The 25180-nt window shown below is 63.8% G+C and carries 22 protein-coding genes; 11 read left to right on the forward strand and 11 right to left on the reverse strand.

What is annotated here, in order from left to right; translation table 11 throughout:
• Positions 1–21: 21 nt before the first annotated feature.
• Entirely contained in the window at positions 22–1194 is a 1173-nt protein-coding gene (locus EJ067_RS13935) for a glycosyl transferase family 1 (protein WP_126086236.1), read from the reverse strand.
• 200 nt (positions 1195–1394) lie between these two features.
• Here EJ067_RS13935 and EJ067_RS13940 point away from each other — a divergent pair, with 200 nt between their 5' ends.
• Both EJ067_RS13940 and EJ067_RS13945 read left to right on the forward strand, forming a co-directional pair.
• Positions 1395–2891 carry a lipopolysaccharide biosynthesis protein gene (locus EJ067_RS13940; RefSeq protein WP_126086237.1) on the forward strand — a complete coding sequence of 499 codons (1497 nt, stop codon included), beginning with the start codon at positions 1395–1397 and terminating at the stop codon, positions 2889–2891.
• A gap of 82 nt (positions 2892–2973) precedes the next feature.
• Complete coding sequence (locus tag EJ067_RS13945) at positions 2974–3996, forward strand: phosphoribosyltransferase (RefSeq protein WP_126086238.1); 1023 nt, start codon at positions 2974–2976, stop codon at positions 3994–3996.
• Positions 3997–4151: 155 nt separating this feature from the next.
• Here EJ067_RS13945 and EJ067_RS13950 read toward each other — a convergent pair whose 3' ends face one another.
• The 8 genes from EJ067_RS13950 to EJ067_RS13985 all read right to left on the reverse strand — a co-directional run bounded on the left by EJ067_RS13950 (position 4152) and on the right by EJ067_RS13985 (position 12533).
• Complete coding sequence (locus tag EJ067_RS13950; RefSeq protein WP_126086239.1) at positions 4152–5231, reverse strand: glycosyltransferase; 1080 nt, start codon at positions 5229–5231, stop codon at positions 4152–4154.
• Between the two features lie 60 nt (positions 5232–5291).
• The gene (locus tag EJ067_RS13955; protein ID WP_126086240.1) at positions 5292–5735 is read right to left on the reverse strand and encodes a hypothetical protein; all 444 of its coding nucleotides are present in this window, start codon (positions 5733–5735) and stop codon (positions 5292–5294) included.
• 11 nt (positions 5736–5746) lie between these two features.
• A complete protein-coding gene (locus tag EJ067_RS13960; protein WP_126086241.1) occupies positions 5747–7192 on the reverse strand; it encodes a GMC family oxidoreductase in 1446 nt (481 codons plus the stop codon).
• 129 nt (positions 7193–7321) lie between these two features.
• The gene (locus EJ067_RS13965; RefSeq protein ID WP_126086242.1) at positions 7322–8653 is read right to left on the reverse strand and encodes a UDP-glucose/GDP-mannose dehydrogenase family protein; all 1332 of its coding nucleotides are present in this window, start codon (positions 8651–8653) and stop codon (positions 7322–7324) included.
• Between the two features lie 132 nt (positions 8654–8785).
• Complete coding sequence (locus EJ067_RS13970; protein WP_126086243.1) at positions 8786–9658, reverse strand: family 16 glycosylhydrolase; 873 nt, start codon at positions 9656–9658, stop codon at positions 8786–8788.
• Positions 9659–9790: 132 nt separating this feature from the next.
• Entirely contained in the window at positions 9791–10180 is a 390-nt protein-coding gene (locus EJ067_RS13975) for a hypothetical protein (RefSeq protein ID WP_126086244.1), read from the reverse strand.
• Between the two features lie 126 nt (positions 10181–10306).
• Positions 10307–11323 carry a glycosyltransferase family 2 protein gene (locus EJ067_RS13980; protein ID WP_126086245.1) on the reverse strand — a complete coding sequence of 339 codons (1017 nt, stop codon included), beginning with the start codon at positions 11321–11323 and terminating at the stop codon, positions 10307–10309.
• Between the two features lie 55 nt (positions 11324–11378).
• Positions 11379–12533: a nucleotidyltransferase family protein gene (locus tag EJ067_RS13985; protein ID WP_126086246.1), complete on the reverse strand. Its 1155-nt coding sequence runs from the start codon at positions 12531–12533 to the stop codon at positions 11379–11381.
• A gap of 501 nt (positions 12534–13034) precedes the next feature.
• Here EJ067_RS13985 and EJ067_RS13990 point away from each other — a divergent pair.
• The 6 genes from EJ067_RS13990 (at position 13035) to EJ067_RS14015 (ending at position 18876) form a co-directional block, all read left to right on the forward strand.
• Positions 13035–13187 (forward strand): lasso peptide, encoded by a 153-nt coding sequence (locus EJ067_RS13990; RefSeq protein WP_124999709.1) that lies wholly within the window; start codon positions 13035–13037, stop codon positions 13185–13187.
• Positions 13188–13349: 162 nt separating this feature from the next.
• A complete protein-coding gene (locus EJ067_RS13995) occupies positions 13350–13649 on the forward strand; it encodes a PqqD family protein (protein WP_126086247.1) in 300 nt (99 codons plus the stop codon).
• Complete coding sequence (locus EJ067_RS14000; RefSeq protein WP_126086248.1) at positions 13633–14070, forward strand: lasso peptide biosynthesis B2 protein; 438 nt, start codon at positions 13633–13635, stop codon at positions 14068–14070. The genes EJ067_RS13995 and EJ067_RS14000 overlap by 17 nt, the downstream gene beginning before the upstream one ends.
• Positions 14067–15989, forward strand: a complete 1923-nt coding sequence (locus tag EJ067_RS14005) for a lasso peptide isopeptide bond-forming cyclase (RefSeq protein WP_126086249.1) — start codon at positions 14067–14069, stop codon at positions 15987–15989. Before EJ067_RS14000 ends, EJ067_RS14005 begins: the two co-directional genes overlap by 4 nt.
• The gene (locus EJ067_RS14010) at positions 15986–16975 is read left to right on the forward strand and encodes a serine kinase (protein ID WP_245468267.1); all 990 of its coding nucleotides are present in this window, start codon (positions 15986–15988) and stop codon (positions 16973–16975) included. The genes EJ067_RS14005 and EJ067_RS14010 overlap by 4 nt, the downstream gene beginning before the upstream one ends.
• Before the next feature lie 8 nt (positions 16976–16983).
• Complete coding sequence (locus EJ067_RS14015) at positions 16984–18876, forward strand: ABC transporter ATP-binding protein (protein ID WP_126086250.1); 1893 nt, start codon at positions 16984–16986, stop codon at positions 18874–18876.
• Here the strand turns inward: EJ067_RS14015 and EJ067_RS14020 are convergent.
• Positions 18847–19113 (reverse strand): exopolysaccharide production repressor exox, encoded by a 267-nt coding sequence (locus EJ067_RS14020; RefSeq protein WP_126086251.1) that lies wholly within the window; start codon positions 19111–19113, stop codon positions 18847–18849. The genes EJ067_RS14015 and EJ067_RS14020 overlap by 30 nt on opposite strands.
• A 608-nt stretch (positions 19114–19721) precedes the next feature.
• On the opposite strand from EJ067_RS14020, the gene EJ067_RS14025 reads away from it, so the two are divergent.
• The 3 genes from EJ067_RS14025 to EJ067_RS14035 all read left to right on the forward strand — a co-directional run bounded on the left by EJ067_RS14025 (position 19722) and on the right by EJ067_RS14035 (position 22959).
• Positions 19722–20399 carry a sugar transferase gene (locus tag EJ067_RS14025; protein WP_126086252.1) on the forward strand — a complete coding sequence of 226 codons (678 nt, stop codon included), beginning with the start codon at positions 19722–19724 and terminating at the stop codon, positions 20397–20399.
• Positions 20400–20554: 155 nt separating this feature from the next.
• Positions 20555–21745: a polysaccharide biosynthesis/export family protein gene (locus EJ067_RS14030; RefSeq protein ID WP_126089616.1), complete on the forward strand. Its 1191-nt coding sequence runs from the start codon at positions 20555–20557 to the stop codon at positions 21743–21745.
• 119 nt (positions 21746–21864) lie between these two features.
• Positions 21865–22959, forward strand: a complete 1095-nt coding sequence (locus tag EJ067_RS14035; protein WP_126086253.1) for an acyltransferase — start codon at positions 21865–21867, stop codon at positions 22957–22959.
• Between the two features lie 308 nt (positions 22960–23267).
• Here EJ067_RS14035 and EJ067_RS14045 read toward each other — a convergent pair whose 3' ends face one another.
• Positions 23268–24551 (reverse strand): O-antigen ligase, encoded by a 1284-nt coding sequence (locus EJ067_RS14045; RefSeq protein ID WP_126086255.1) that lies wholly within the window; start codon positions 24549–24551, stop codon positions 23268–23270.
• Between the last annotated feature and the right edge of the window lie 629 nt (positions 24552–25180).

A 25180-nucleotide genomic window follows, 5' to 3' on the forward strand; every position in this document is an offset into this window, starting at 1 on the left:
TTTTGTCCATTCTCAGCCATCCTATGCCAGCGCCTCGGTCGCGAAGGTTCCGCGAACGGCGGTCAGGGAGCGCAGCTTATCGACGAAAGCCAGGCAGTCGCCGCGGTCGTAGCTCCAGGTCCTCGGATTGCGGGCCCGCACCCGCGACTTCAGTTTGCCGAAGCCGTCCTGTCCCATCCGGCCAAGCGCGGTGTCGAGCCCTTCGGGCGTGGCTTCCGACACAAGCACGCCGATATCCTGCTGCTTGAGGAACCGGCCGGTTTCGGTGCTCGCCATCGATATCGGCACGGCGCCGAAGCGGCAGCCTTCGTAGAGCCGGTTGGGAAGCAGCCATTCGGAATTCTGGCCTTGCTCGAAGAAATCGATCGCCCAGGAGAAATGCACTTCGCGGTAGATCGCCGCCATGTCCTCCGGATTGCGGTAGGGACCGCGAAAGGAAAGCCAGGGCTCGGCCTCGACGAAGGCTTGGAAATCGGGGAATTCCGACAGCGCCGGACGGCCCCGGAGCACCACTTCGAAGCGTCCGCTTTGCCGGCGGGTGAATTCGGCCAGGAGTTCCAGCGAGCGGCGGCAGCGCAGCGCGCCGAACCAGCCGATGCGCCAGGGCGGCGCCGCCGGGCCGTCCTTCTCAGGCGGATTGTCGGCCGGTACCGGCATGGTGTCGAAATATTTGTTCTCGATCAGTTCGACTGGTGCGGCAATTTGCCCGAACGGCTTGAAATAATTGGCGATGAAAGCGGGAGAGCTGGTCACCAGAAGCTTCACGTCGCGGGCGAGATGGCGCTCGGCGCCGCGCAACGTCCTGCCGATCAGGTCGTTGCGCAATACCAGCCGATGGATATCCAGGCATTCGTAGACGATCGGCACGCCGGCGCCGAAGGCCTGGTTCGCGCGGCGGGCGAGCGCCAGCATCTCGAGGTTGCGCGCAATGATCAGATCGGGTCGCGCCACGCCCGCGAGCTTGGCGCCGATCGACATGGCGGCCTTGGCCACAGCGCCGATGCGCTGCGCGAATCGGCCGTCGCGCGTCGGGCCGAGATCGACCGGATCGAGGCCTTCGATCTCGGCGACCGGTTTGGGAGTGCGGCGGAAACCCGCCAGGGTGATCCTGGCACCGCCTGCCTTGAGCATCTTGACCCTGCGGCGCACCGCCGGGTCGGATACGTCATGCACAAGGTACAAGACATGCAGCATGAAACTCGACCGCAGTTGGGCCCGCCACCCAAGGAGGATGCTAGTACAGCTTTTGCTGCATCGCAACATTTTTGGTGCAGCGTAGCAAACGACACACATTTTTTGTTGCGCTGCAAAAACCTCTTGCGGTAGTTTGTGGATGGCGGCGGGCGCCGGTCGCGACGATGTCGGGCCGGATGCAAAAACAGGGATTCCTGAATTTGGAAACCAGTGCATTCGATCCGCCCGAGGGCTCGTTGCGCAGATCGGTCGGGCGCGGCGCCGTCGTCACAGCGATGGCGCAGGGCGTGCGGGTCGCCACCCAGATCGTCTCCGTCATCGTCTTGTCGCGGCTTTTGTCGCCGCAGGATTTCGGCGTCGTGGCGATGTGCGCGCCGGTGCTTGCCTTCATCGCGCTGTTCCAGGATTTCGGCCTGACCCAGGCGACGATCCAGAAAACCGGCATCCGGCATGAGGAGGTCAACTACCTCTTCTGGATCAACACGGCGGTGAGCGCGATCCTGGCCTGCGTGCTTGCCGCGGCGGCTCCCCTGGTGGCCGTCTTCTACGGCGAGCCGCGCGTGACCGGGCTGGTTGCCGCGTTCGGCCTGCAGATCATGGCCTACGGCCTCGGCGCCCAGCATCTGGCGCTGCTGACGCGCCGCATGGAATTCACCCGGCTCGCCATCATCGACGTCGCCAGCGCCGTTTTTGGCCTTGCCGTGTCGATCGCGTGGACCTTCATCGACCGCTCCTATTGGGCGCTTTTCGCCGGCACGCTGACCGGCGCCGTCTTGCCGACGCTTTGCTACTGGGCCTCCTCGCGCTGGCGTCCCGGGCTGCCGCGCAAGGTCGAGGGCATCAGCCAGCTGATCCATTTCGGCGCCGGCATCACCGGCTTCAACTTCGCCAATTTCTTTGCCCGCAACCTCGACAACGTGCTGATCGGCAAATACTGGGGCGAGGCGCAGCTCGGCCTCTACGACCGCGCCTACAAGCTGCTGCTCTTCCCGCTCAGCCAGATCACCAATCCGCTGTCGAAGGTGATGGTGCCGGCGCTTTCGCGGCTGAAGGACGAGCCGGACCGCTACCGCAGCGCCTATCTGCGCGTCATGCCGCTGATCCTTCTGGTGGCGCTGCCGGGCGTGGCCTTCGCCACCGCCATGTCGGATACGCTCATCCCCTTCGTGCTCGGCCAGCAGTGGCGGGAGAGCGCCAGCATCTTCCTGGCGCTGGGTTTCGCCGGCCTGCTGCAGCCGCTCAACAATCCGGCCGGGTGGCTGTTCGTCAGCCAGGGCCGTTCGGGCGATTTCATGCGCTGGGGCATCATCACCGCCGTGACCTCGGTGCTGGCCTTCGCCATCGGCCTGCCCTATGGCGCGCTCGGCGTCGCGATCGTCTATGCGGTCAGCGAATATCTGCGGACGCCTTTCCTCTGGCTCTATGTCGGCAAGACCGGACCGCTCAAGGCCAGCCACGTGCTGCGGGCGGCGACCCCGTTCGTGCTCGGCGCGCACCTGGCGCTGGCGCTGGTCTGGCTCGCCAAGCCGATGCTGCCTGCGCAGCCCGTGATTGCGCTGGCGGGCGGCGCGGTGCTGTCCTATGTCGTCACCATCATCGTAGCGCTCGCCTTCGGCACCGGCCGCGAGGCGCTTCGAGAGGCCTTGCGGCTGATCCCGGCGCGCGGGTTTTCCCCCGCGACCAACGAGGCGAAATGACGTTGGCGGCACAACTGAAATGGCATTCCGGCAGCTGCCGGGACAACCGCAAACCGGTGATTTTTGAGGGTAAGGCAACAGCATGAATTACCGATCGATTTCAGACATGAACGACGCGATCGCGCGGAACCTGCACCGGCTGCCGCGCGACATCGACCTGGTGGTCGGCGTGCCGAGAAGCGGCATCCTCGCCGCGACGCTGGTAAGCCTGACGGCTAACATTCCGATGACCGATCTCGACAGCTTCCTCGCCGGCAAGATCTACACGTCGGGGATCACCAAGCGCCGCGCCGCGCTTGACCGGCAACATTCCGAAATGCGCAAGATCCTGGTGATCGACGACAGCGTCAGCGGCGGCAACGCCATGCGCGATGCGCGCAGCAAGATCGCGGCTACCGGCATACAGGGCGATTTCGTCTACGCAGCCGTGTTCGGGCTGCTGTCGCAGCACAAGGAAACCGACATCGTCTTCGAGGTCGTGCCGCATCCCAGGATGTTCCAGTGGAACTTCATGCACCACGTCTTCCTCGAGCAGTGCTGTGTCGACATAGACGGCGTGCTTTGCCTCGATCCGACCGAGGAAGAGAATGACGACGGCCCGGCCTACGAGAAATTCCTCGCCGAGGCGCGGCCGCTGCTCGGGCCGACGCGCAAGATCGGCTGGCTGGTGACCAGCCGGCTGGAAAAGTACCGCAAGCTGACCGAGGCATGGCTCGCGAAGCACGAAATCAAATACGACCATCTCATCATGCTCGACCTGCCGAGCAAGGCCGAACGGCAGCGGCTCGGCGCGCATGGCAGCTTCAAGGCCGATTTCTACCGCAAGTCGGACGCCATACTGTTCATCGAGAGCGAGCATGAACAGGCGCTCAGGATCGCCAAGCTGTCGGGCAAGCCGGTGCTCTGCGTCGAGACCAACATTGTGAGCTTTCCCGACGCGCTGTCGCTGCCGGCGCTTCAGCAGACGGCACGCAACCTTCCTGCCCGGCTCAGACAGATCAACTCGCCTGACGGGCGCAAGAAGGTCGCGAAAGCGGCAGTGCGCGCCCTGCTGGGCGCACGCGGCTATGAAATGCTGAAAAGCCGCGTCAAAAGGCCTGCGTAAGTAAAATCTTACGCATCTAGCCTTTGCGTAATCGAGAAGGCGTACGCAATTCTCCGGAGTCGCTCTGGATCAGCATGGCGTTTCGTTGAATCGGCATGCTGATCCAACTCTTTATCGGAGCATGATCTTCTCCGAGGTCCCCACTTTTCGGGACTCTATGCAGCCCTCCGGGAGCGCTGCTGCGCCGCCCTCTCGATCAGGCCGAAGAAAGTGGCGAACTGGCGGTCGGGATCCAGTTCCGGGCGCTGCGAGAAGGTGAGCGCCGCCTCCGAGAGCCGCTCATAGTCCTGGCGGTCGTTCCACAACCGCCTGACCGACCCGACCCAGTCCTCAAGCGGCGCGTCATAGTCCAGCACCACGCCACCTGCGCCGATCGCCTCGGGCAGGCCCCCGCGCCGCGAACCGACAACCGGGATGCCGCTGCAATGGGCTTCAGACGCGACGCGGCCCCAAGCCTCTTCCCATTTGCTCGGCGCCAGCAGGATCCTGGTGCGGCCATAGACGGTTTTCATGTCGCTGGTGCGGTTTTCCAGCCTGATGTTGGAAAGCGGCGCGATGGTCCGCTCGACCTGCGCGCGATGGTCGTCCTCGAGCTTCCAGCTCTCGACGAACAGGAAAGGGATCTCCGGGCAGGTGGCAGCGATGCGCACGGCCAGGTCAAAGCCTTTTTCCTCATAGGGGTTGATGAAGGTGACGAACTCACCGGTCGTCGGCGTGCTGTAGGTGGCCGGATTGATGGTCGGCGGGATCACCGTGGAATCGATGCCGAACTCCTGCTTGTAGGTGCGCGCCGTGAACTCGGAATTGGCGATGTATCGCGCCGCATCGAGCTCGCGCAGGTCGCCGCCCAGTTCATGGAATTCGACATTTCTCAGATAGACGACCAGCGGAACGCCCTCGGCCTGCAGCGCCTTTCCGACCGGAACGGAGTTGTGGCACTGCACGACGGCGACGTCCGGCTGCATTTTCTTGACGGCGAAAGCCGCAGCCTCCCAGGGGAACCAGGCACGCACCACCGGGTAGCCCGGAAAGCTGTCGATCACTGCAGGCTGGCCGAGGAGCTTCATCTTGGCGCGCGCCTTGTAACCGAACATGCCCTGACCAAACAGGGCGGCCAGCACCGAGGCCTCATGGCCGTGCTCGATCAGCTGCTCGACAAGGTGATGCGTGCTCGATTGGACACCGCCGCTGAACTGGGGCGTGTAGCCAGTACCGCCTGCGAAAAGAACTTTCATGGGCTCGGCTCCTTGTCACATTTTTCTTGGCCCGGCTGCGAGCATGCCCGCCGGGCGGTTTCAGGCATTCTGCTGGTCGAGATTGGCAAAGGGATTGGTACATGGATGCCAGCCGGTGAAGCGGATCGGATCGTTGGGCGAGCTGCGCCAGGCATAGTCGGTCAGCATATGGAACTCGGCGATGATCCAGCGCTCGAAATTCCCGACATCCTGCTGCTTCTGCCTGGGCAGCAATTCGCGTGCCTTGTCGAGCCTCACGGTCTCCAGAAGCGTCACCGCATCCGCCAGCTTGTCGCTCGGGAACACCCACGGGTTGCGGTTGCGGAATTCGAGCACGAATTGCTGGAGATGCTCGATGCGCATGTTGAGCGGCCCGAAATATTTCTCGAGCGTGACGCGGACCAGATCCTCATCCGAGAAGGACGATACGGCCGCGGCGGCAATGCCGGTCGAAGCGATGCCGCCGGCAACAACGGCGAGTGCAGCGCGTCGCGTGATTTTCATCGGCCCCTCCCTCATGCCAGCCGGCTCGCCGCCCGCAACGAAAGCGCGGCGGCGGTCAGGCTCGGGTTGGCGCAGGAACAGCTCGGATAGGTGCTGGTGCCGACGACGACGAGGTTCCGGAGTTGGTGGTGGATCATGTCGCGGTCGACCACCGAGTCGGCCGGGCCCGTGCCCATCCGCAAGGTGCCCTGCACATGCGATTCGGTCGGCCTGATGCCGCGATCGAAGATCCGCTCGACCGGCAGCGGCTTGAGCAGCGACGGCAGCCGCTCGAGCGCCTTGGCCATGCCTTTGGTCGCATAGTCGGACGCGCCCTTGAAGCTGACGAAGGCGTTCTCGTCCTTGTCGAGGACCACGCGGTTTTCCGGGTCGAGCAAGTTCTCGGTGACGATGACCAGCGGCAGCACTTGCCTCAGCCGCCCCTTGTCGGCGCGCATGCCATGCTGCCAGCGGTTTTCGAAATAGACCAGCGCCGCCGCGTGCTCGGCGCGATGCGGGCCGTCATAGAGGCCGAAATTCAAGCCGGTGGTGATGGTCGAGCCATCGAAATTGTCGACGCCGTCGAGATAGACCTCGTAGTTCCAGCCATAGGATTCGTGCAGGCCGAGCCCGACGAGCTCGCCGCCGAGCCCGGAGCGCAGCATGATCGCCGGGCTCTGGATGGCATTGGCGCCGAGGATGACGAGATCGCCGCTGACCGAATAGTCCTTGCCGTTGCGCACGAAGGCGACCGAGCGGACCGAACCGCCGGCATGATCGAGCCGGCGCACCTCGGCGCCCAGGCATACCGACACGTCGGGGTGCTGGAAGACGTGCATCAAACCGTTGTTGACGGTGAACTTGGCGTCGACCGGGCAGAGCCAGCATCTGAGGTTGGCGCAGCACGAGGTGCGCTGCGCCGTCGCCACGCGGGCACGGGCGGTCGGCATGACGAAATGCTGCTCGGGCTGCGCCGCCTTCATCATCCGGTCCGGCGTCGACATGCGGTGCGGCGGCTGCGGGAACGGCCGCGAGCGCGGCAGCATGCGTGCCATGTCGGGGTCGCCGGAGATCGACATGACCTCCTCGGCATCGCAGTAGAACGGCTCCAACTCGTCATAGCTGATCGGCCAGTCGTTGCCGACGCCATAGGTGCTTTTCAGCCTGAAGTCGTTGGGGTGGAAGCGCGGCGTCTGCGCGAACCAGCAGTTGGTGCCGCCGCCGAGGCCGATCGTGTAGTTCCACGGCTTGTCGGCATTGTCGGTCTTGTAGGTGCTTTCGTCGTCTATGTCGGTGTTGGCGTTCTGGCTGAGCTGCCATTCATGCGTGTTGTGGCGGCCCCATTCGAGCACCAGGACGCGCGCCTTGCGCCGCTTCAGGAACTCATGCAGGAAAAAGGCCGAACCGAAACCGGAACCGATGACGACGAGATCGAAATGCTCGTTGGCGATCTGTTCGGGCTGAACATCCATCACCATCGGATCGAACCCTTTCGCGAAACGCGCAGGATCGTTGCCTGACCCCTCATCATTGTCGGCCTCCAATCACTGTCGAGGCCCATTGCTGGTCGCCGGAACCGACCGGCGGGAGACTCACCGCAGCCACCGTCATGCCGCCATCCTGCCGATCGAATGGTATTCGATGCCATAGCGCGCGATGACCTTCGGGTCGTAGAGGTTGCGGCCGTCGAAGATGACCGGCGTGGTCAGCGCATCCTTGAGCGCGTCGAAGGAAGGCGCCCTGAAGCTCTTCCATTCGGTGCAGATCAAAAGCGCGTCGGCGCCGCGCAGCGCCGCTTCCTTGGTGCCGCACAAGAGCAGGTCCTCGCGCAGACCGTAGATGGCCTGGCATTCCTGCATCGCCTCGGGATCATAAGCCTGCACCTTGGCGCCCGCTGCCCACAACGCCTCCATCAGCGTACGCGACGGGGCCTCGCGCATGTCGTCGGTGTTCGGCTTGAAGGCCAGCCCCCAGAGGGCGAAGGTCTTGCCCCCGAGAGCGCCCTGGAAATAGCGGTTGACCTTGTCGAACAGCACCGATTTCTGCGCGTTGTTGCGTTCCTCGACGGCGCGCAGCAGCTTGGCGTCGAACTTGACGCCCTCGGCGGTCTTGATCAGCGCGCGCACATCCTTGGGAAAGCAGGAACCGCCATAGCCGAGGCCGGGATAGATGAAATGGTAGCCGATGCGCGGATCCGAGCCGATGCCCTTGCGCACCTCCTCGATGTCGGCGCCCAATTGCTCGGCCAGATTGGCCATCTCGTTCATGAAGCTGATCTTGGTCGCCAGCATGCAGTTGGCCGCATATTTGGTGAACTCGGCGCTGCGCACGTCCATCACGATCATCTTCTCGTGATTGCGGTTGAACGGCGCGTAGAGCTCGCGCATCACCGCCTCGGTGTCCTCGCTGGACGTGCCGACGATGATGCGGTCCGGCTTCATGCAATCGGCGACGGCCGAGCCTTCCTTGAGGAATTCCGGGTTCGAGGCGACGTCGAATTTCAGGTCCTCGCGGCCGCGCTTCTTCAGCGTCTCGGCGATCTTGGCCTTGATCTTCTCGCAGGTGCCGACCGGCACGGTCGATTTGCCGACGATGATCTTGAGCTCGTCCATCTCCTTGCCGATGGCCTCGGCGACGGCAAGCACGTATTTCAGGTCGGCAGAGCCGTCCTCGCCGGGCGGCGTGCCGACCGCGATCATCTGGATCTGGCCATGCTTGACCGCAGCGGCCGCGTCAGTGGTGAAGCGGATGCGGCCGGCGGCGTGGTTCTCCTTGACGAGAGCCTCCAGCCCGGGCTCGAAAATCGGGATGAAGCCCTGATTGAGCCGCTCCACCTTCGCTTCATCGATGTCGACGCACACCACCTCGTGCCCGACCTCCGCGAGCACAGCGGCCTGGACGAGACCGACATAGCCAATTCCAAACACCGTCAAGTTCATTCGGTTCTATTCCTGTTCAAGGCCGGGCCGCGTCGCGGCCCGGCCGGTTCAGATGTCCCCCAGGCCCTTCGTGGGCCCGGATGTCGCGCATGATCTTATCCCAAAACAGGTTCCCGGTTTGGGGGATCATGCCTAGTTGCTGTTACTTATGCTGCATGCCAGCGATTCCGGGAACTGACACGGTTGGCCCAAAGCGGTGAAGGCGATGCGCTTGACCTCCATCGTCACCTTGCGGCCGGGATCGGCGAAGGCGCCCATCCAGTTGGTCAGCTTGTCGCTGCCCCACAGGCTGAAGAATATCTTTTGCGGATTGGTCGGCAGTTCGTCCGGATTGGTCACCTCGTTGACCAGCTTGCCGTTGACATACCAGCGCAGCCGGTCCTTTTCCCAGACGAAGCCGTAATCGTTGAAACCCTTGTCGGCGCCGCCTTCGACATCGACCAGCTTGCCGTTCTTCGGCTTGCCCTGGATGTAGCTGTTCACCTGGACTTTCGCCGGGTCCTTGGTGAGGACCTCGAAGTCGATCTCGTCCCAGGGCTTTTTGTCCTGCGGCCCGATATAGGTGAAGAAGGCGGCGTTGAGGCCGGATCCGGTATCCGTCTTCATCCGCGCCTCGTAGACGCCGTAACCGTAGCGCTGCTTGGTCTGGACCTCGGCGCAGGCGAACTCACGATCCTTCAGCTTGCGTTTTTCGAAGCTCAGCGAGAGCACACCGTCGGAAAGCCGGACAAGGTCCTTCGACCATGTGCAGTTCTGGTGATTGCCGTTGTTCCAGCCGTCGGAGACGAACCAGCGCGAACGGTCGAAGTTCGAGAAATTGTCGACGAAGGACGGCGCGCTCTGCATCTCCTCGGCATGCGCCGGACGCGGGACTGCCGAGACTGCGGCTGCAACGGCAAGCAGCGCGCCTGCCAAGCTCAGCCAAAGACTGCGTGATCCATTCGAGCGCGGACGCGGCGTGCCGCATGCCGCCGCGATGGACGTGTTGTTCGAATCTGCGTTCATGACAAACTCACCTTGTGTTGTCCGCCCAACCCAAAGTCACTCCCGGCCCGCCTCAAGCGAGCCGTTTCCGATCTTCTGCCCTTTTGAACTCCTTCAATGGTCTCGTATCGATGACAGTGCCCGTGGATGCCTTCAGCCCCGTCCCGCGGACTTCGCCAATACCGCCGGCGCCTCGGCCTGCTGCGCGCCGTCGACAATCGCGTCGAGCGAATGACGCAGTTCCTTCATCAGACCGTTCTGGCGCGTGAGCTCGGCGATGCGCCGCTCGTAATTCAGGATCGCGCCGGTCATCGTGCTGACATCCGACGACTTCTCCGTCGACGCGGAGCCGTTCTCCATAGCCTCGACCAGGAAAGCCGCGTTAGTCGCCGTCGACCGATAGCGGTTCTCCAGCCCGGCCTTTTCGGCTTCGATCTCGGCGCCGATCTGGTCGAACAGCTTCGTCAGACGGTCAAAACGCTGGAGATCGGTCTGCCGGTCACGGGCCGGGTTCCTGGATCTGAAGCCAAAAATCGAAGCCATTCGATCGGCCTTTCGAAATTGCTGCACCGCAACATAGACTGCCATTCTCGGAGTAACTAGGCAACCTCGTAGTTTCGGAAAGCGGATTTTTTTGGGAACGGCCCGACAGCGGGCGCCTTTATCCGATCATTCCTTTGCGGCACTTGTTGCCGGCATCAGGAAGCGCATCGGCGGCACCTGCTGCTTCGCAGCAATGCCGGTGCGGCGGAACAGCGCGTCCAGCTTGTCGGCGGCCACGCCGCGAACGATCGGGATCAGGTTGGACTGGTTGGCGAAGGCATAGGCGGCGGCCGACGCCAAGCCGCGCTCCGCCTTCACGTCGAGGAAATTGCGCAGCCGATATTTGTCGCGCACGTGGCGCTCGTGGCGCCGCAACGCGGCCTTCGAGCCCTCCGGCAGGTTGCCCAGCGTCAGCAGCGCCAGATCGGCATCGGCAAGCCGCTTCAGATCCTGCGTCCGGTGGCGGCCGCTCAGCGAATCGGCTCGCACGATCGCGCCGTAGCCGCAGGACTTGATGATCTTGAAACGCGCCCCGCAGGCGACCGCGCGCGCATAGAGCTCGTAGTCCTCGCCGAGCCGCAGGTTTTCGTCGTAGCTCAATCCGTGACGCTCGAGGAACGCCCGGCTGATCACCGGCTTGAGGAAGCCCAGTTCGCCGCGCAGCACGCGGCGGCGGGAAATGTTGCCGTCGATGAAACGCTCGAAATCGAGAAACTGCGGTTCGGGCGCGAAGGACGGAGCAGCGACCTTGGTGGGATCGGCCGCGGCATCGTCCCTGATCAGCATGATGTTGTCGGCCGCGAAATCCCAGTCGGCGCTGGCAAACAGCCGGCGGAAACGACCTTCGAGGAAGAAATCGTCGGCGTCGAGGATGCTGATGAAAGGCGAAACGGAGGCCTTGATCGCGGCGTTGCGGGCAAAGGACGGACCGCGATTGACATCGAGACGCATCACCTTGAGCCGGCCGCTGCCGTCATCGGCGGCACGCGCCACACCGTGCGTGTCGTCGGCGGAGGCGTCGTCGACCACGACGACTTCCGCCACCTCCGCCTCGCGCAGAGCCGAAGCGATGGCGACCGGTATGGTCCGCGCCGCGTTGCGGGCGGCGATGATGACGCAGACCCTGGGGGTCGTCACGGGCATGATTCACCTTTCGATTGCATGAGTGACAGCCCGCCCATGAATGCAAAACCGGTCTTCATCCGCTGCCCCGCACCGGCGCCCCGGCCGGCCTCTCGAAGAGGCGCCGGCTGAGATCGGCGGAGGCCGCCCAGCCGGCCTCGGCCAGATAGCGCACCGGCTCGCGGCCGCAGAGCTCCCACAGCACCGTTCGCCGCTGCGGCCAGCGCAGCGACGACAGCCAGGGCGCGATCACCATGTGGAAGAGGTCCGCATTGTCGATGCGCGCCAGTATCCTGACAGCGCGGTCGGAAAGCAGCGTGGCGGTACCGCCCAATAGAACATCGGCGGCGCGCAGACCAAGCAGCAGCGTGTCGGCGAGGCCCTGCCCGGCGGCATGATCGAGCACTTTCTGCTGCTCGGCTTCGCTCAGCCGGCTGGCCGCGGCTCTGACATCGCAGACATAGCCGGCGCAAGGCTCACGGTTGAAGAAGGCCTTGGCGACGCTGATGCAGGACAGGAGCAGCATGTCGGATGCCGAAATCAGAGGCATGGCGGCGCCCGCAACCGTGACCTCGCGCCTGCGGCGCAGGAAGCCGTCGATGTCGCGCGGGCTCGGCGACCCCGGCTGCTGCAGCCGATGATGGAGATCGACCGTGGCAGCCCGCACGCCGTCGTCGCGGACCATGTGCTGCTCGCCGAGGAACCGCACCCACCAGACCGAACGGGATTTGCCCGCGACCTCGTAGCCGGCCGAGCGCAGCGCCTCGCGGGCGGCCGAGAAACCGGCCGGCGAAACCAGGATGTCGACGTCGCCGGACGGCTTCATGAAATGATCGCCATAGAGCAATTGCTGCTGCAGCGGCCCCTTCAGGAAGACGAAGTCGACCCGCCTGTCACGCAGCACCTGATGGATGGCGATCGAATCGCCGATGCAGGCGGCGTTCATCGACATGGTGCGACGGCGATAGCCTTCGAGCCATGCGAGCAGCCCGGGAGGCGCCGCGCCGGTGAGCCCGGGCGCCAAAGCCTTGAGCAAGAAGACCGCGACCTTGTTCAACCTCGCAATGTCGGCGACATGGGCCGCCGAGATTGCCGGAGCCGGCATGCCGCCATGGTCGACGGCACCCGCAGCCGGATTGAAGAACAGCCGCAGACAGGCCTGCACATAGGCGACCTCGTCGGCGCAGCCGGCCGCACGCAGCCTGTCGTAAGAACCGTCCTGCACGGGCATGCCTGTTGTCGTTTCTCCGCGAAACCGCCCCGCGGCGTTTATACCGCACCTGCGAAGAAAAGCATCGGCAAAAATCACAGGCAGCCGTCCGGCGCCTTCCGAAGCGGCCTCATGTCTGCAACCTTCGCGTTCATATCCGCTGTGTCGCCGATCACTTTTGAAGACAGGCCCGATGCGGCAATGGAGAGCCGGCAATCGCTGTTTTCTGCGGTATTTTCTTCGCAATTGCGAGACAGTCGCTTGAGTCTATAAATTTATTCCAATTAAATCACATACTTACTTAAACGGCAAAAATGCGCTATTGAGCGTCCTAGCGATATTTGTTCGAAATGCAAAAGCCGGCAGCGTCATCACTGAGGAAGTCGGCCTCAACCAAGAATTGATTAATGCCTGGTAAATCAGGCTTGACTCATAAATGTTGCCGTGCAGCAATTGCAACGCAGCATAGCAGTATGCTGGCGGCATTCTGACGCCGCTTCCAGTCCTCAGTTGGAGAGTAAAATGGAACAGAATGTTGAGAAGCATGAGTACGAGACCCCCAGCCTGACGGTTCACGGTTCGATCGAAACGATCACGCAGGGCGGCGCTGGCACGACTGCGCTGGACGCGGCATTTCCCGCGCACACGCCATTCGACCAGCTCACCTTCTCCTGAGGTTGCAGGCGCTCGGAGTTTGCAGAAGTTGGGGCTCCGGGCGTTCTTTTAGACAGGTGAGCCGGGGGGCTCGTGTCCCCCGGCTTTCTGGCTTGGCGATCGCAGGCAACCGATCCCGGTCCAGGTTGGAAGACGCGTGGCGTATAACAATGAGGTTTTAGGATGCACTGGAACCCATCGGACCATGACCGCGTGGTCGCGACCGGCGACGCGGTGGCTTGCGAATTCGGCAACGGACTGGCGCTGCTCCATCTCAAATCCAACATCTATTACAGCCTGAACGGCGTCGGCGCCTATATCTGGGAGCTGATCCAGGAGCCGCGACCGATCCTCGACGTAAGAAGCGCGGTGTGCGTGCGCTATGATGTCGATGCCGAACGCTGCAAGGCCGATGTCGAGGGCTTGCTCAAGGGACTGATCGAAGCCGGGCTTGCGAGGCTCCACCATGAGGAAATGGCCTAGGGTCCTCTCGCTGAGCGGCCCGGAGGTGCTGTTTCTGGCACGCTGCCTGGCAGTGGTCGGCGCCGTGCGGCTGGGGCTGACGCTCTCCTCCTACAACCGCATGCGCTCTTTGGTGACCCGCCTCGAGGCGAGGAATGACGCTGGTATCGCCGATCTGCGGCGCGTCGCATGGGGCGTTGCCGCCGCCGCCCGGTTCGTGCCCGGCGCCAGCTGCCTCACCCAGGCCCTTGCCGGACAATATCTGCTTGCCCGCCAGGGCAATGCTTCCAGGATCCGCATCGGCATCGAGCGCGACACCGGCGCGGAGCTCAAGGCGCATGCCTGGCTGGTCAGCGGCAATCACATCGTGCTTGGTGGCTCGATCAACGGCTTCGCCCATCTCGTTGACCACGTCTCATCGATCACGGGCAATAGGCCATGAGCGGCGTCGCCGGAATTCTGCAGAGGCAAGACGGCAGGCCCGCCGCAGCAGCCGATATCCAGCAGATGCTTTCGCGCATCCGCCACCGGGCCCGCGACGGCAGCTCATGGTGGACGGACAAAAGCGCAGCGCTTGGCCATGCCTGGCTCGACACGACGGGCGAGGACGCTCCCGGCCCGCTGACAATGGCCGGCGGCAAGCTCGCCATCACGGCCGACTGCCGACTGGACAACCGTGACGAGCTTCTGGCGCGGCTCGGGGTACGCGAACGGACGGTCGCCGACGCGATGCTTTTGATGCGAGCCTATCTCAGATGGGGCGAGGCCTGCCCGACCTACCTGCAAGGCGATTTCGCCTTCGCGATCTGGGATGCGGAACGCCGGGCGCTGTTTTGCGCGCGCGACCATTTCGGCATCAAGCCATTCTATTATCACTCGAGCTCCGGGCGCTTCGCGTTTGCCTCGGAAATCGGCCCTATCCTTGCCCTGGACGGTGTCGGCACACGCCTCAGCGAGCATCAGATTTCCGGCTTCCTCGCCGGATTGCCCGACGATCCGCAGTCGACCCACTATACCGAAATCTTCCGCCTGCCGGCCCGCCACACCCTGACGGTGACGGACAGCCAGGTGACGCTTCGCCGCTACTGGCAGATCGAGCCTTCGCCAAGGCCGCTACGCGCCGATGCGGCGGACGAATTCAAACATCTCTTCTCCCAGTCCGTGCGGAACCGGATGCGCGGCACTCCCGCCATCGGCGCGATGCTGAGCGGCGGCCTCGATTCATCCTCGATCGCCGGCGTTGCGGGCCTCGGAGCAGCCGCCGAGGGCAGACCGAGGCTCAAGACCTTCTCGCTGGTCTTCGAAAAAGGCTCGCCGATGGACGAGAAACCGTTCATCGACGCGGTGCTCGCCCGGCATCGCCTCGACGGCACGATGATTTCCGTGGGCGACTACGCGCCCTTCGCCGAGTTCGAATGCATCCTAGAGGAGCAGCAGGGCACGTTCCTGGCGCCGGGCCTGTCGCTGACGCGCAGCATCTACCAGACCGCGGGCGCCAAGGGGGTGAAGGTGCTTCTCGACGGCCACGGCGGCGACGAGGTGGTCTCGCATGGGCACGGGCTGCTGCATGAGCTTGCCAATGCCGGTCGCTGGCTCGCGCTATGGCGCGAGCTTCACGGCGCTTCCGGAACCTATGGCGAAGACATGCTCGCCATGTATTTCCGGTTCCTGACACTCTACGGACCGGCGTGGCGGATCGCCAGATGGAGAGGTCGGATGAACCGGTTGCTGTCCGGGCTGCGGCTGAGGCCCGCCGCGCAGGCGCGCGGTCCGGCCTGGGGCGGCCTGGTCAACAGCGAGCTCGCCAGGCGAACCGACCTCGTCGATCGCTTCCACCGGGCCGGCTATATGCCGGCGAATGTCAGCGCCAGCGAAACGCTCAGCCATCGCTGGGTGCTCTCGACCGGACTGGTGCCGCACGCCTTCGAGGTGCTCGACAAGGCCGCCGCCAATTTCGGCGTCGAGCCGCGCTATCCGTTCTGGGACAAGCCGCTGGTCGAGTTCTGCCTGGCGCTGCCCGGCGAGAAGAAGCTCCACAACGGCTTCGGCCGCCATGTGCTGCGCCGGGCGATGGAAGGCGTGCTGCCGCCTATGGTGCAATGGCGGCGGGACAAGATCGATTTCACCGCCAATCTGGTCAAAGGCATGCTCCGCAACCATCGCGACCTGCTGGACACAGTGCTGGTGTCGGACGGCGAACGCATCGCGCCCTATGTCAACCTCCCGCAGGTCAACGCCGCCTACGCGCGGCTGCTCGAGAAGCCCGACGAGGCCGCGCCGCTCGATGTGCAATATGTCTGGCGCTCGATCTCGCTATCGCTCTGGCTGCGGCAGACCCAGCTCGCGGGGAACCCGGCATGAATGTTTCAATCGCTCCGTCCGCCACCAGGCCGGTACCCGAGGCCGGGCCCGAAGATCGAAACGGACGCGTTCGCCGCTTCTACCGGGCCTATGGTCTGACGATCAGCTCGGAGGTGGCGCTGCCGGAGCTGCAGCCGGCCGTGCCGACGGCGCCCGATATCGTGATCGCGGTCGCTCCGGTCGACTTTACCAGGCCTGCAACGGAAGGCGGAACCGCCTTTCGTTTCGAGCCGACACGCCAACATCTGTCCTGGCAAGCCGTCGGCACCTTCCTGATCAGCGATGCTTCCAGGATCGACGTCGATCCGGCGCCGGGCATCGACGATCCGCTGCTCGCCTTCCCGCTCCTGGGTCCGGTGCTGGCGCTCACCCTGCATCAGCGCCGTCTGCTCGTCCTGCACGCCAGCGCCGTCGCCGTGGGCGGCCAAAGCGTGATCTTCATGGGTGACAAGGGCGCCGGCAAGTCGACCACGGCGGGCGCGATGATCCGCGCCGGTCATCTCCTCCTTACCGACGATGTCGTGGCGCTGGACCTGTCCGATCCTTCACGGCCGATGATCCTGCCGGGTTTTCCGCAGCTCAAGCTTGCAGCGGATGCCGCCGACGCCATCCGGATCGGACAAGCGGAGGTGCGGCCGCAGGTGCATCCGCAGATCGAGAAGGCGCAACATCGCCTGCAAGCCGAATTTTCCGGCGAAGCCGTGCCGGCAGCCCGGATCTTTGTGCTGGAGCGCGGCGAGCGTGCGGCGATCACGCCGCTGCCGGGCGCCGGCGCCCTCCCGGCGATAATCAAGTTCTCCTACGTCACCCGGTTCGGCCGGCAGGCTCTGGTCGGCGATTTCGCGTCCACGCATCTCGGCCAATGCGCGCAGCTCGCCGCCCGGGTCGGCGCCAGCCGGCTCGCAGTGCCGGCAGGTCTGGAGCGGATCGATGAGGCCGTCGCCCTGATCGAGCGCGATCTGGCCGCCGGCGCGCAAGCAAGGTGATGAGAGGCATGGCCTGGTCCGCAAAACTCCGCCTGCCGCTTTGGCGCGATGTCGCCGGTTTCGGCGGCGTGATGGCGCATATCGGCGGGCAGCGCACGCTGACAGCGCTGGTTTTCCTGATCCTCGGAAGTCTGACCGAAGGCCTCTCAATCCTGCTTTTGATCCCGCTCCTGCATCTGATCGGCAATGCCGACCAGGATTTCGCCGTGCGGGTTCCGGGCGCCCTGCGCTGGCTGGTGCCCGGCGGTACGCTGTCGCTGGCGACGGTGCTCTGCCTGCTCGTCGCCCTGGTGGCGCTGCAGGCGATGTTCAACCGCTTCAAGTCGCTCTACATGGCGCGGCTGCTCTACGACTTCGTCAACCGCGTGCGCATGAACCTGTTCGAGAGCATCGGCAAGGCGCGCTGGAGCGTCTTCACCCGCATGCGCAGCTCCGATCTCGACCACGCGCTGACCGGCGACATCGACAGGGTACAGGCGGCGGCCTTCTCGCTGCTGATGCTCGCCCAGACGGCGCTGCTGCTTGCCGGCTACCTCGTGGTGTCGCTGTTCATCTCGCCGGTGATGACATCCTTCGCCATCCTCATCGGCGTGATCCTGTTCGTTGCGCTGCAGCCCTTCCGTGCGCGCGCCACCGCCTATGGCCGCGTGCTGACCGCCAGCCGCCAGGAGCAGTACCGCACGGTTTCGGAGTTCCTTGGCGGCATCAAGGTGGCCAAGAGCCTGAACGTGGAGGCCAGCTATTTCGCGCAGCTCCGCGCGACGCTCGAAAAGATGAAGGCGGACAACGTTGCCTATGTCCGCAACAGCACCATCGGCACCGCGCTGTTCCAGGTGGCGAGCGTCATCGGCCTCAGCCTGTTCATCTACGTCGCGCTGGTGCGCTTCCATCTGTCGCTTGCGGAAATCGTCGTGCTGCTTTTGGTCTTCATGCGGGTCGCGCCGCGTTTCATGGACGTGCAGGTGCAGGCGCAGCAGGTGCTGATCAACCTGCCGGCCTACACCGCCATGCAGGCCCTGCAGGCGCGCTTCGACGCCGAGCGCGAGACGGAGCCGGGGGATGCGGCGCAGAACGCAAGGCTGTCGCTCGACAGCGGCGTCAACATCCGCGATGTCTCGCTCGCCTATGGCGACGGCAACCCGGTGGTGAGCGGCATCACCTTCGGCCTTCCTGCCGGCAAGGTGACTGCGCTGATCGGCCCGTCCGGCTCGGGCAAGAGCACGATCGCCGACATGCTGCTTGGGCTGCTCGAGCCGACAGAGGGCAGGGTCCTGGCAGACGGCGTCGAGATCACCGCCGGGAACCGCAGGGCCTGGCGCGACCAGGTGGCCTACGTGCCGCAGGATGTGTTCCTGCTGCATGACACGATCGCCGCCAATCTGCGCCTTGCCGCGCCGCAGGCCGGTGACGAGGCGCTTTGGGCGGCGCTTCGCAAAGCCCATGTGGCCGACTTCGTCGAGCGGCTCGACCGGCGGCTGGAAACGGTGGTGGGCGACCGCGGCGCCCGGCTCTCGGGCGGCGAACGCCAGCGAATCGCACTGGCACGGGCGCTGTTGCGCAAGCCCTCGCTGCTCATCCTCGACGAGGCGACGAGCGCGCTCGACTGGCAGAATCAGTCTCTGATCGCCCAATCGATCGAGGAACTGCGCGGCCAGATGACCATTCTCACCATCGCGCACCGGCCATCGATGATCGCTTTCGCCGACTGGGTCGTGGCCATCGAGAACGGGCGTATCGTCGAGGTCGGGCAATATCAGCGGCTGAAGGCAAAGTCGGGCAGCCGTCTGGCCAGGATGCTCTCCGGCGAAGGGGCCGATCCGGGAATCGCGCAACCGGCGGACAACGCGCCGGTTCCGGGCCCGCCTGGAAGATCAGCGGACGCTGCCGCGCCTGGCGGTTAGCTTTTCGCCCTCGGCCACCTTGACCCCGCGGTCGGCTTCTCGGGCCCTGTCGGCGGGCAGCGGCCGGCTCCTGGCAATCATGGCGAAGACCAGAAGGAAATAACCCAGCTGAATGATGACGGCGCAAAGCACGGCACGCACGACGATGGCGCCAAGCGACGCGCCCTCGAAGTAAGACCAGCCGACGACGATCGCGAGCGCGAATATCATCCCGACGATGAATTTTGGCAAAGACATGCTCGTCGTCCCGTCAACCGGCACGAACGCGCAAAAGCACTGACTTACCCACCCGCGTAACTCCCCGTTCCGCCAAAGAGCTATTTTCTGGCTGCCCAATTCGGCCGGTTGCTTCCGGCCTTTCTGACCCATCCAGACTATGACAGAAACAGTTTGCGACTCTATTAAGGCGAGACCTTCGCGGCAAGGCCAAGCGCAGGAGATTTCCAATGGTTTTGCGGGATCGACTCTACCATGCTGCGACGCACACTCCGGCATGGCCACCTATTCACCATAACGGAAGCCCCGACAGTAGAACCCCAAACATTAATTAGTATTTTAGGCGAAGAACTTACCGCAGCGAGTGATTCTGACGCTCTGCAACCGGCGTTCGTCTGCAGCAAAGAATGCACTGCCCAAAAACAGCCCAAAAGCGGCACTACATTTCCCGAAAATTCTCTCACCTTGTCATAAACAAGCCACAAAGCCGAAAATTTGGGCACGGCAGGTTTATTATTTGGTCAATTCATGACGCGAACATTTCACGCGAATGGGAAATTGTGTGTTGCGCTGCAGCATTTTTTTGATATCGTGCCGTAAACCATCCGTTCAACGTATGGAGCTTCTGAATGAGGGACGTCGCCAAGTCGGCCAACGCGGGTTTTTCGCACGCCGGCATTGATTTTCCACCCCCCATCGGCGGTCTGCTCAAACGCAGTTTCGATATCGTCGGTTCTCTGGCGGGTCTGATTCTGCTCAGCCCGCTCTTCCTGATGGTCGCCCTGCTGGTCAAGCTTTCCGATCGCGGGCCGATCTTCTACGGCCATAAGCGAATCGGTCGCGGCGGCAGGATCTTCGCCTGCCTCAAATTCCGCACCATGGTTCAGGATGGCGAGAAGGTGCTCGCCGCGCATCTGGCCTCCAATCCGGACGCTGCCGCCGAATGGGCCGCGACGCGCAAGCTGAAGAGCGACCCGCGCGTGACGCGCGTCGGCCAGGTGTTACGGAAGCTCAGCCTCGACGAGCTGCCGCAGATCATCAACATCCTGCAGGGCGACATGAGCCTGGTCGGGCCGCGCCCGGTCGTGCGCGACGAGCTCGAAATCTACGGCAGCGCCGCCGTCTACTATCTGAAGTCGCGCCCCGGTCTCACCGGGCTGTGGCAGGTAAGCGGACGCAACGACGTTTCCTACGACACGCGCGTCGCTTTCGATCGCCATTATGTCGAGAACTGGTCGATGGTCGAGGACATTCGCATCATCGTGAAGACCGTGCCTGCCGTGTGGATGTCGCGCGGCAGCTATTGACCGACGGGCCTGCCCCGCCGAACTCGGGGCAGGCGTCCGGCAATGATCTCATCGGGCGGATGGGGCCAACGCGGATCGGAAACGTTCATTTGAAAAAACACCCCTTCGGACTCCTTTTCCGGGCGCCCAGCCGCTTTGCGGCCGCGGCGCTTGTGATGTGTCTTGCGACGCCGCAGATGGCGATGGCCGAAGACTATCGTCTCGGCCCCCAGGACAAGCTCAACATCCGCGTCGCCGAGTGGCAGACGGTCGATGGCACGTTCCGCGACTGGTCGGCCATCAATGGCGACTATTCGGTCGGCCCCGCCGGCACGCTCTCGGTGCCCTTCGTCGGCGAGATGCAGGCTGCCGGCAAGACGACGTCGGAGGTCGCGGCGGCGATCGGGCTTGCGCTGCAGCGCAAGCTGGCGCTGCCCGACAAGCCCGAAGCCTCGGTCGAAATGGCGCAGTTCCGGCCATTCTACATTTCGGGTGAAGTGCAGAATCCCGGCCAGTTTCCCTATGTGCCCGACCTGACGGTGCTGAAAGCAGTCAGCATCGCCGGCGGCATTCGGCGCAGCGCCGACTACGGCCCTCAGCTCGGCAAGGACCTCGTCACCGCCAAGGGCAGTTTCGACATCTATGACGACCAGCGCCTGCGGCTGATCGTCAAGCGCGCCCGCATCGACGCGGAACTGGCCGACAAGACCAGCTTCGAGATCCCGAAGGAGGTGGAGGGCGACCCGAGAGTGCAGGCGATTGCCGCCGACGAAATGCAGATTCTGACGGCCGACCAGAAGGCGCTGAAGCTGAAGCTGGACGCGCTCGACGACCTGAAGGGTGTCCTGCAGGGCGAAATCGAATCGCTGGAGAAGAAGATCGCCAACCAGCAGCAGCAGGTGGATCTCGCGCAGCAGCAGCTCACCAGCATCGGTCCGCTGGCGCAGAAGGGCCTTGTCGCCAATGCGCGGCTGCTCGATTCGAAACAGTCGGTGGCCGACCTGCAGGGCAAGATCCTGGACTATGAAACAGCCATCCTCACCGCCAAGCAGTCGATCAGCAAGGCCGAGCAGGACGGCATCGACGCCCGCAACACGCTCAACTCCAACCTGGCCGCCAGCCGGCAGCAGGTCGAAGCCGACCTGAACGAGGCGACGCTGAGGACAGCCATGCAGAAGGGCCTGATCGCCCAGGCGTCAGACCCCGCGACGATGGCTTCCATCACCGGCAGCGAGGAACCGACCCTGCTCTACTCGCTGCTGCGCGTTGCCAATGGCAAGACCAGCGAGGTCCAGGCCAAGGAAGACACGCCGGTGCTGCCGGGCGACGTGATCAAGGTCAAGCTGGCGCCGATGGCCAGCCAATAGCGCCGTCCGCACAGGGCTTGCTCGGCAGGGCCTGCGTCATGGAGGCGGGAGGAACTTGTCAGGCTCGTTCGCGCCAAGGCGCGGGCGAGCGATCTGTCTGGACCGCTTGAAGGCATAGAATGCAGCCCGCCGCTCCGCGTCACGTCTACCTCAACCTCGACGCCATTCGCGGCGTGGCCGCGATCAGCGTGATGCTCTACCATTTCTCGCCGTTCCTGGCCGACGGCAAGGTGCTGCCTTCGAGCTATCTCGCGGTCGACCTGTTCTTCCTGCTCAGCGGCTTCGTCATAGCCCACGCTTACGACCGCAAGATCGAGAACGGCATGGGCTTCGGCACGTTCGTGGCCATTCGCCTGATCCGGCTTTATCCGCTCTATCTCGCCGGCACGCTGCTCGGCTTCTTCTACCTGCTGGTCAAGAACAGACTGATGCCGGCCGAATACATGCCGCTGTCCGAAATCGGCATGCAGCTGACGACCGGCATGTTCTTCATTCCGCTGATCGGCGAGGCCTACCATACGATCTTTCCGCTCAACCCTGCTTCGTGGTCGCTGTTCTTCGAGCTTGTCGTCAACATCGCCTATGTCGCCGTCTTCTTCCTCATGTCACGGCGCGTGCTGACGGCGCTCATCGCCGTCAGCCTCGCGCTGCTGATCGTCGCCTCGGTTGTCATCGGAACGCTCGATTTCGGCATGACCGGCAAGACCATCATCAGCGGGCTGCCGCGCGTATCGTTCTCCTTCTTCCTGGGCGTGCTCTTGTGCCGGTCGATGGCGGGCTACCAGGGCAGTCTCGGCTTCCTGCGGCGCGGCTGGTGGGTCGAGGCCGCGATCCTGCTCACGCTCGCCGTCTTCGCCATCGCGCCGGCGGGTGCTGCCGGGCGCGTCGCCTATGACCTCGCCTGCCTCGCCGTCGTCTTCCCGATCATGGTGGTGACCGGCGCCGTTGCGCCGACCGCGCCGCGATTGGCTGGCTTCTATGGCTGGCTGGGGCGGATCTCCTACCCGATCTACATCATCCACACGCCGATGCTGATGATCATTGCCGGAGCCGGCAAGGCGGTGTCGGTCGACCCGTTCTCGCACCATCCCTGGTTCGGAATTCTGATGGCCGTCGCGGTCATCGTCATCGCCGACATAGCCACCCGCATTTATGACGAGCCGGTGCGCCGCTTCCTGCAGCGGCAAATGCAGCGCTCGCGGGCCGTGGCTTAGACTGGTTTACACACCAGCCAGAGCAAGCCCAGGAAAAGTGCGTAGCGGTTTTCCGTCGGGAATTGCGCAAAAACAAACGCTTAGAGCGGATCACCGATTCGGTGAAAAAGCTGAACCGCTCTCGGCGTCGCATTCCTTGGGTGTAGCGACGCAGAGCGCAGACCCAAGGATTGTGCCGTTACCTTGGCTTGGGGTGCAGCGGAGCGGAGTTCTGGACCGCTGGCCGGGCTTCGATGTAACGGCATAATCCCGGGGTCTGCGCCGCGTCGCTTCTCCTCGTTCCGCGCCTCCGCTGTCGGAGACCTCGGTCAGACCGGGGCCGGCATGTGGCCGGCGGCCGGCTTTTCATCCTGGGCCGGAATGGCAACCCGCCGTCGCCGGGCGACCGGCATCGGGCTCAGCTTGAACAGGCCGTAATAGACGATGAAGGAGGCCATGAAGTAAGGGCCGAGAATCTCGACCTCGAAGAAGGAGCGGATCAGCATCAGCCCGACGGCGCCGGCGAGCACCACCGAATCGGCGTTCCAGACGCCGAACACCACCTTCGATATATGGCCGTAGAAGGCGCGCAGGATGACAAATGCCAGCATGGCGACGCCGACGAAGCCGATCTCGACCAAGGTCTCGATATAAGTGTTGTGGAAGTGGAAGCCGGTGCGGGTGGTGATGTAGAATTCCGCCCACAAACGTTCCGGATCGGCGAAACCCTGCACCCAATAGGCGGCATAGCCGTAGCCGAGCAGCGGATGCAGTTGCGCCGCCTCCCAGCCCTGCTGCCAGAGATAGGTGCGGCCGGTCAGCGTCGAATCCTTGCCGAAGATGCCGAGCACGACGTCCAGCAGACCAAGGTTCAGCGCGGCCACGACGCCGCCCACCAGGGCGCCGCCGCCCACCACGAACAGCACGCGGCGGTAGCGCCGCGACAGGACCCTGCTCATGGTGAGCAAGATGACGATGCCGAGCACCGCCGGCAGCGAGGCGACCGATGTCGCCGAATGGGCGATCGCCAGCATGTATGCCGACATCAGGATGATCGGCGCGGTCCACAAGAAGCTCAGCCAGTTGCGCCGGTAGAACATCAGGAAGACGACGGACAAGAAGATGCCGAGCGACGAGAAGAAACCGACCTGGTTCTTCGAGGCGAAGGCGCCGACGAAATTGAAGGTGCCGTCGATGATGTCGAGTGCGTAAGCGTTGACTTTCAATGAATAGAGCAGGACGAAGAAGATGCCGATCAACGAGCCCAGCACCAGCGTCCGCACGCTGATGGTGCGCGCCGCGATGTAGGCGCAGACGATGTGCGAGGAATATTGCACCGCCGCACGCGCGCTGGTCCCGGCAGCCTGCGACCAGAAGACAGACAGGCAGACATAAGCCGCGAAGAGCATCGGCAGCCAGGCGTATGAGAGCTTCCAGGTGAAGCGCCTGTAGTCGACGAAGAGCAGCGGCAGCCAGACCGCGTAGTAGGCAAGGATCAGGATCTGGCCGAAACTGCTCGAATACGCGAAGGCAAAGACGGAAACCGCAACGGCAAAGGCGCCGTAGGCCTTGTTAGCCTCAGGATCGAGCAGAATGGATTTCGGAATCTTCATGCCGGATCTTTTGTCCGTTGAGCCTTGGAGCGTTCAGCGTGTGGTAGCCGGCCCAAAGCCGACGTGCTGCCCGGCCGGATGCATTGTGCACTGCAGCATAACCTATCGCCCAATCGCCCGCGGCTCAACCGCAAATGTTGTCACGGGCGGAAGGGACGGCCGCCGGAGGCTTGTTGCATGGCGAAAAGGCCGGAATGGGGCGGCGGCGCAGCCTAAACGCGTCACCCGAGCCGCAGATTGTTCCTGCAATTCGGCATCGGATGGAAATCTGGAGCATTCCAGGAAAAGTGTGTAAACGGTTTTCCGTCCGGAGTTGCATAGAAACAAATAGTTAGAGCAGCCCGCCGTTTCCGTGAGACGGTGAACCGCTCCAGACTTCGGACCATCTATGGACCGGCGGCGTGCGGCCCGGCGACCAGTTTGCGGGAGGGCTCTGTTCCGACAAGGCGGGCATGAACCGCTTGCGAGCGCAAGCCCATGCCTCCGCCTGGTCCCGTTTCGGGCCGCAAGCGATCCGCGACGCGGTTCGCCACGGGTTGGGGCTGGACGGCACGCCCCGCTGACGCCCGCCACGAGCCGCCTTCAACCCGTGATCGGACAGCCCAAGCCGGTCGAATGCGAGCCGGGTA

The sequence above is a fragment of the Mesorhizobium sp. M1D.F.Ca.ET.043.01.1.1 genome, from assembly GCF_003952385.1.
Taxonomy (GTDB): domain Bacteria; phylum Pseudomonadota; class Alphaproteobacteria; order Rhizobiales; family Rhizobiaceae; genus Mesorhizobium.

Excerpts from the sequence above, each read along its gene's own strand:
- EJ067_RS13935 (WP_126086236.1), bottom strand. The coding sequence starts at position 1,194 with ATGCTGCATGTCTTGTACCTTGTGCATGACGTATCCGACCCGGCGGTG.
- EJ067_RS13945 (WP_126086238.1), top strand. The coding sequence starts at position 2,974 with ATGAATTACCGATCGATTTCAGACATGAACGACGCGATCGCGCGGAAC.
- EJ067_RS13950 (WP_126086239.1), bottom strand. The coding sequence starts at position 5,231 with ATGAAAGTTCTTTTCGCAGGCGGTACTGGCTACACGCCCCAGTTCAGC.
- EJ067_RS13955 (WP_126086240.1), bottom strand. The coding sequence starts at position 5,735 with ATGAAAATCACGCGACGCGCTGCACTCGCCGTTGTTGCCGGCGGCATC.
- EJ067_RS13960 (WP_126086241.1), bottom strand. The coding sequence starts at position 7,192 with ATGGTGATGGATGTTCAGCCCGAACAGATCGCCAACGAGCATTTCGAT.
- EJ067_RS13965 (WP_126086242.1), bottom strand. The coding sequence starts at position 8,653 with ATGAACTTGACGGTGTTTGGAATTGGCTATGTCGGTCTCGTCCAGGCC.
- EJ067_RS13970 (WP_126086243.1), bottom strand. The coding sequence starts at position 9,658 with ATGAACGCAGATTCGAACAACACGTCCATCGCGGCGGCATGCGGCACG.
- EJ067_RS13975 (WP_126086244.1), bottom strand. The coding sequence starts at position 10,180 with ATGGCTTCGATTTTTGGCTTCAGATCCAGGAACCCGGCCCGTGACCGG.
- EJ067_RS13980 (WP_126086245.1), bottom strand. The coding sequence starts at position 11,323 with ATGCCCGTGACGACCCCCAGGGTCTGCGTCATCATCGCCGCCCGCAAC.
- EJ067_RS13985 (WP_126086246.1), bottom strand. The coding sequence starts at position 12,533 with ATGCCCGTGCAGGACGGTTCTTACGACAGGCTGCGTGCGGCCGGCTGC.
- EJ067_RS13990 (WP_124999709.1), top strand. The coding sequence starts at position 13,035 with ATGGAACAGAATGTTGAGAAGCATGAGTACGAGACCCCCAGCCTGACG.
- EJ067_RS13995 (WP_126086247.1), top strand. The coding sequence starts at position 13,350 with ATGCACTGGAACCCATCGGACCATGACCGCGTGGTCGCGACCGGCGAC.
- EJ067_RS14000 (WP_126086248.1), top strand. The coding sequence starts at position 13,633 with ATGAGGAAATGGCCTAGGGTCCTCTCGCTGAGCGGCCCGGAGGTGCTG.
- EJ067_RS14005 (WP_126086249.1), top strand. The coding sequence starts at position 14,067 with ATGAGCGGCGTCGCCGGAATTCTGCAGAGGCAAGACGGCAGGCCCGCC.
- EJ067_RS14010 (WP_245468267.1), top strand. The coding sequence starts at position 15,986 with ATGAATGTTTCAATCGCTCCGTCCGCCACCAGGCCGGTACCCGAGGCC.
- EJ067_RS14015 (WP_126086250.1), top strand. The coding sequence starts at position 16,984 with ATGGCCTGGTCCGCAAAACTCCGCCTGCCGCTTTGGCGCGATGTCGCC.
- EJ067_RS14020 (WP_126086251.1), bottom strand. The coding sequence starts at position 19,113 with ATGTCTTTGCCAAAATTCATCGTCGGGATGATATTCGCGCTCGCGATC.
- EJ067_RS14025 (WP_126086252.1), top strand. The coding sequence starts at position 19,722 with ATGAGGGACGTCGCCAAGTCGGCCAACGCGGGTTTTTCGCACGCCGGC.
- EJ067_RS14030 (WP_126089616.1), top strand. The coding sequence starts at position 20,555 with ATGTGTCTTGCGACGCCGCAGATGGCGATGGCCGAAGACTATCGTCTC.
- EJ067_RS14035 (WP_126086253.1), top strand. The coding sequence starts at position 21,865 with ATGCAGCCCGCCGCTCCGCGTCACGTCTACCTCAACCTCGACGCCATT.
- EJ067_RS14045 (WP_126086255.1), bottom strand. The coding sequence starts at position 24,551 with ATGAAGATTCCGAAATCCATTCTGCTCGATCCTGAGGCTAACAAGGCC.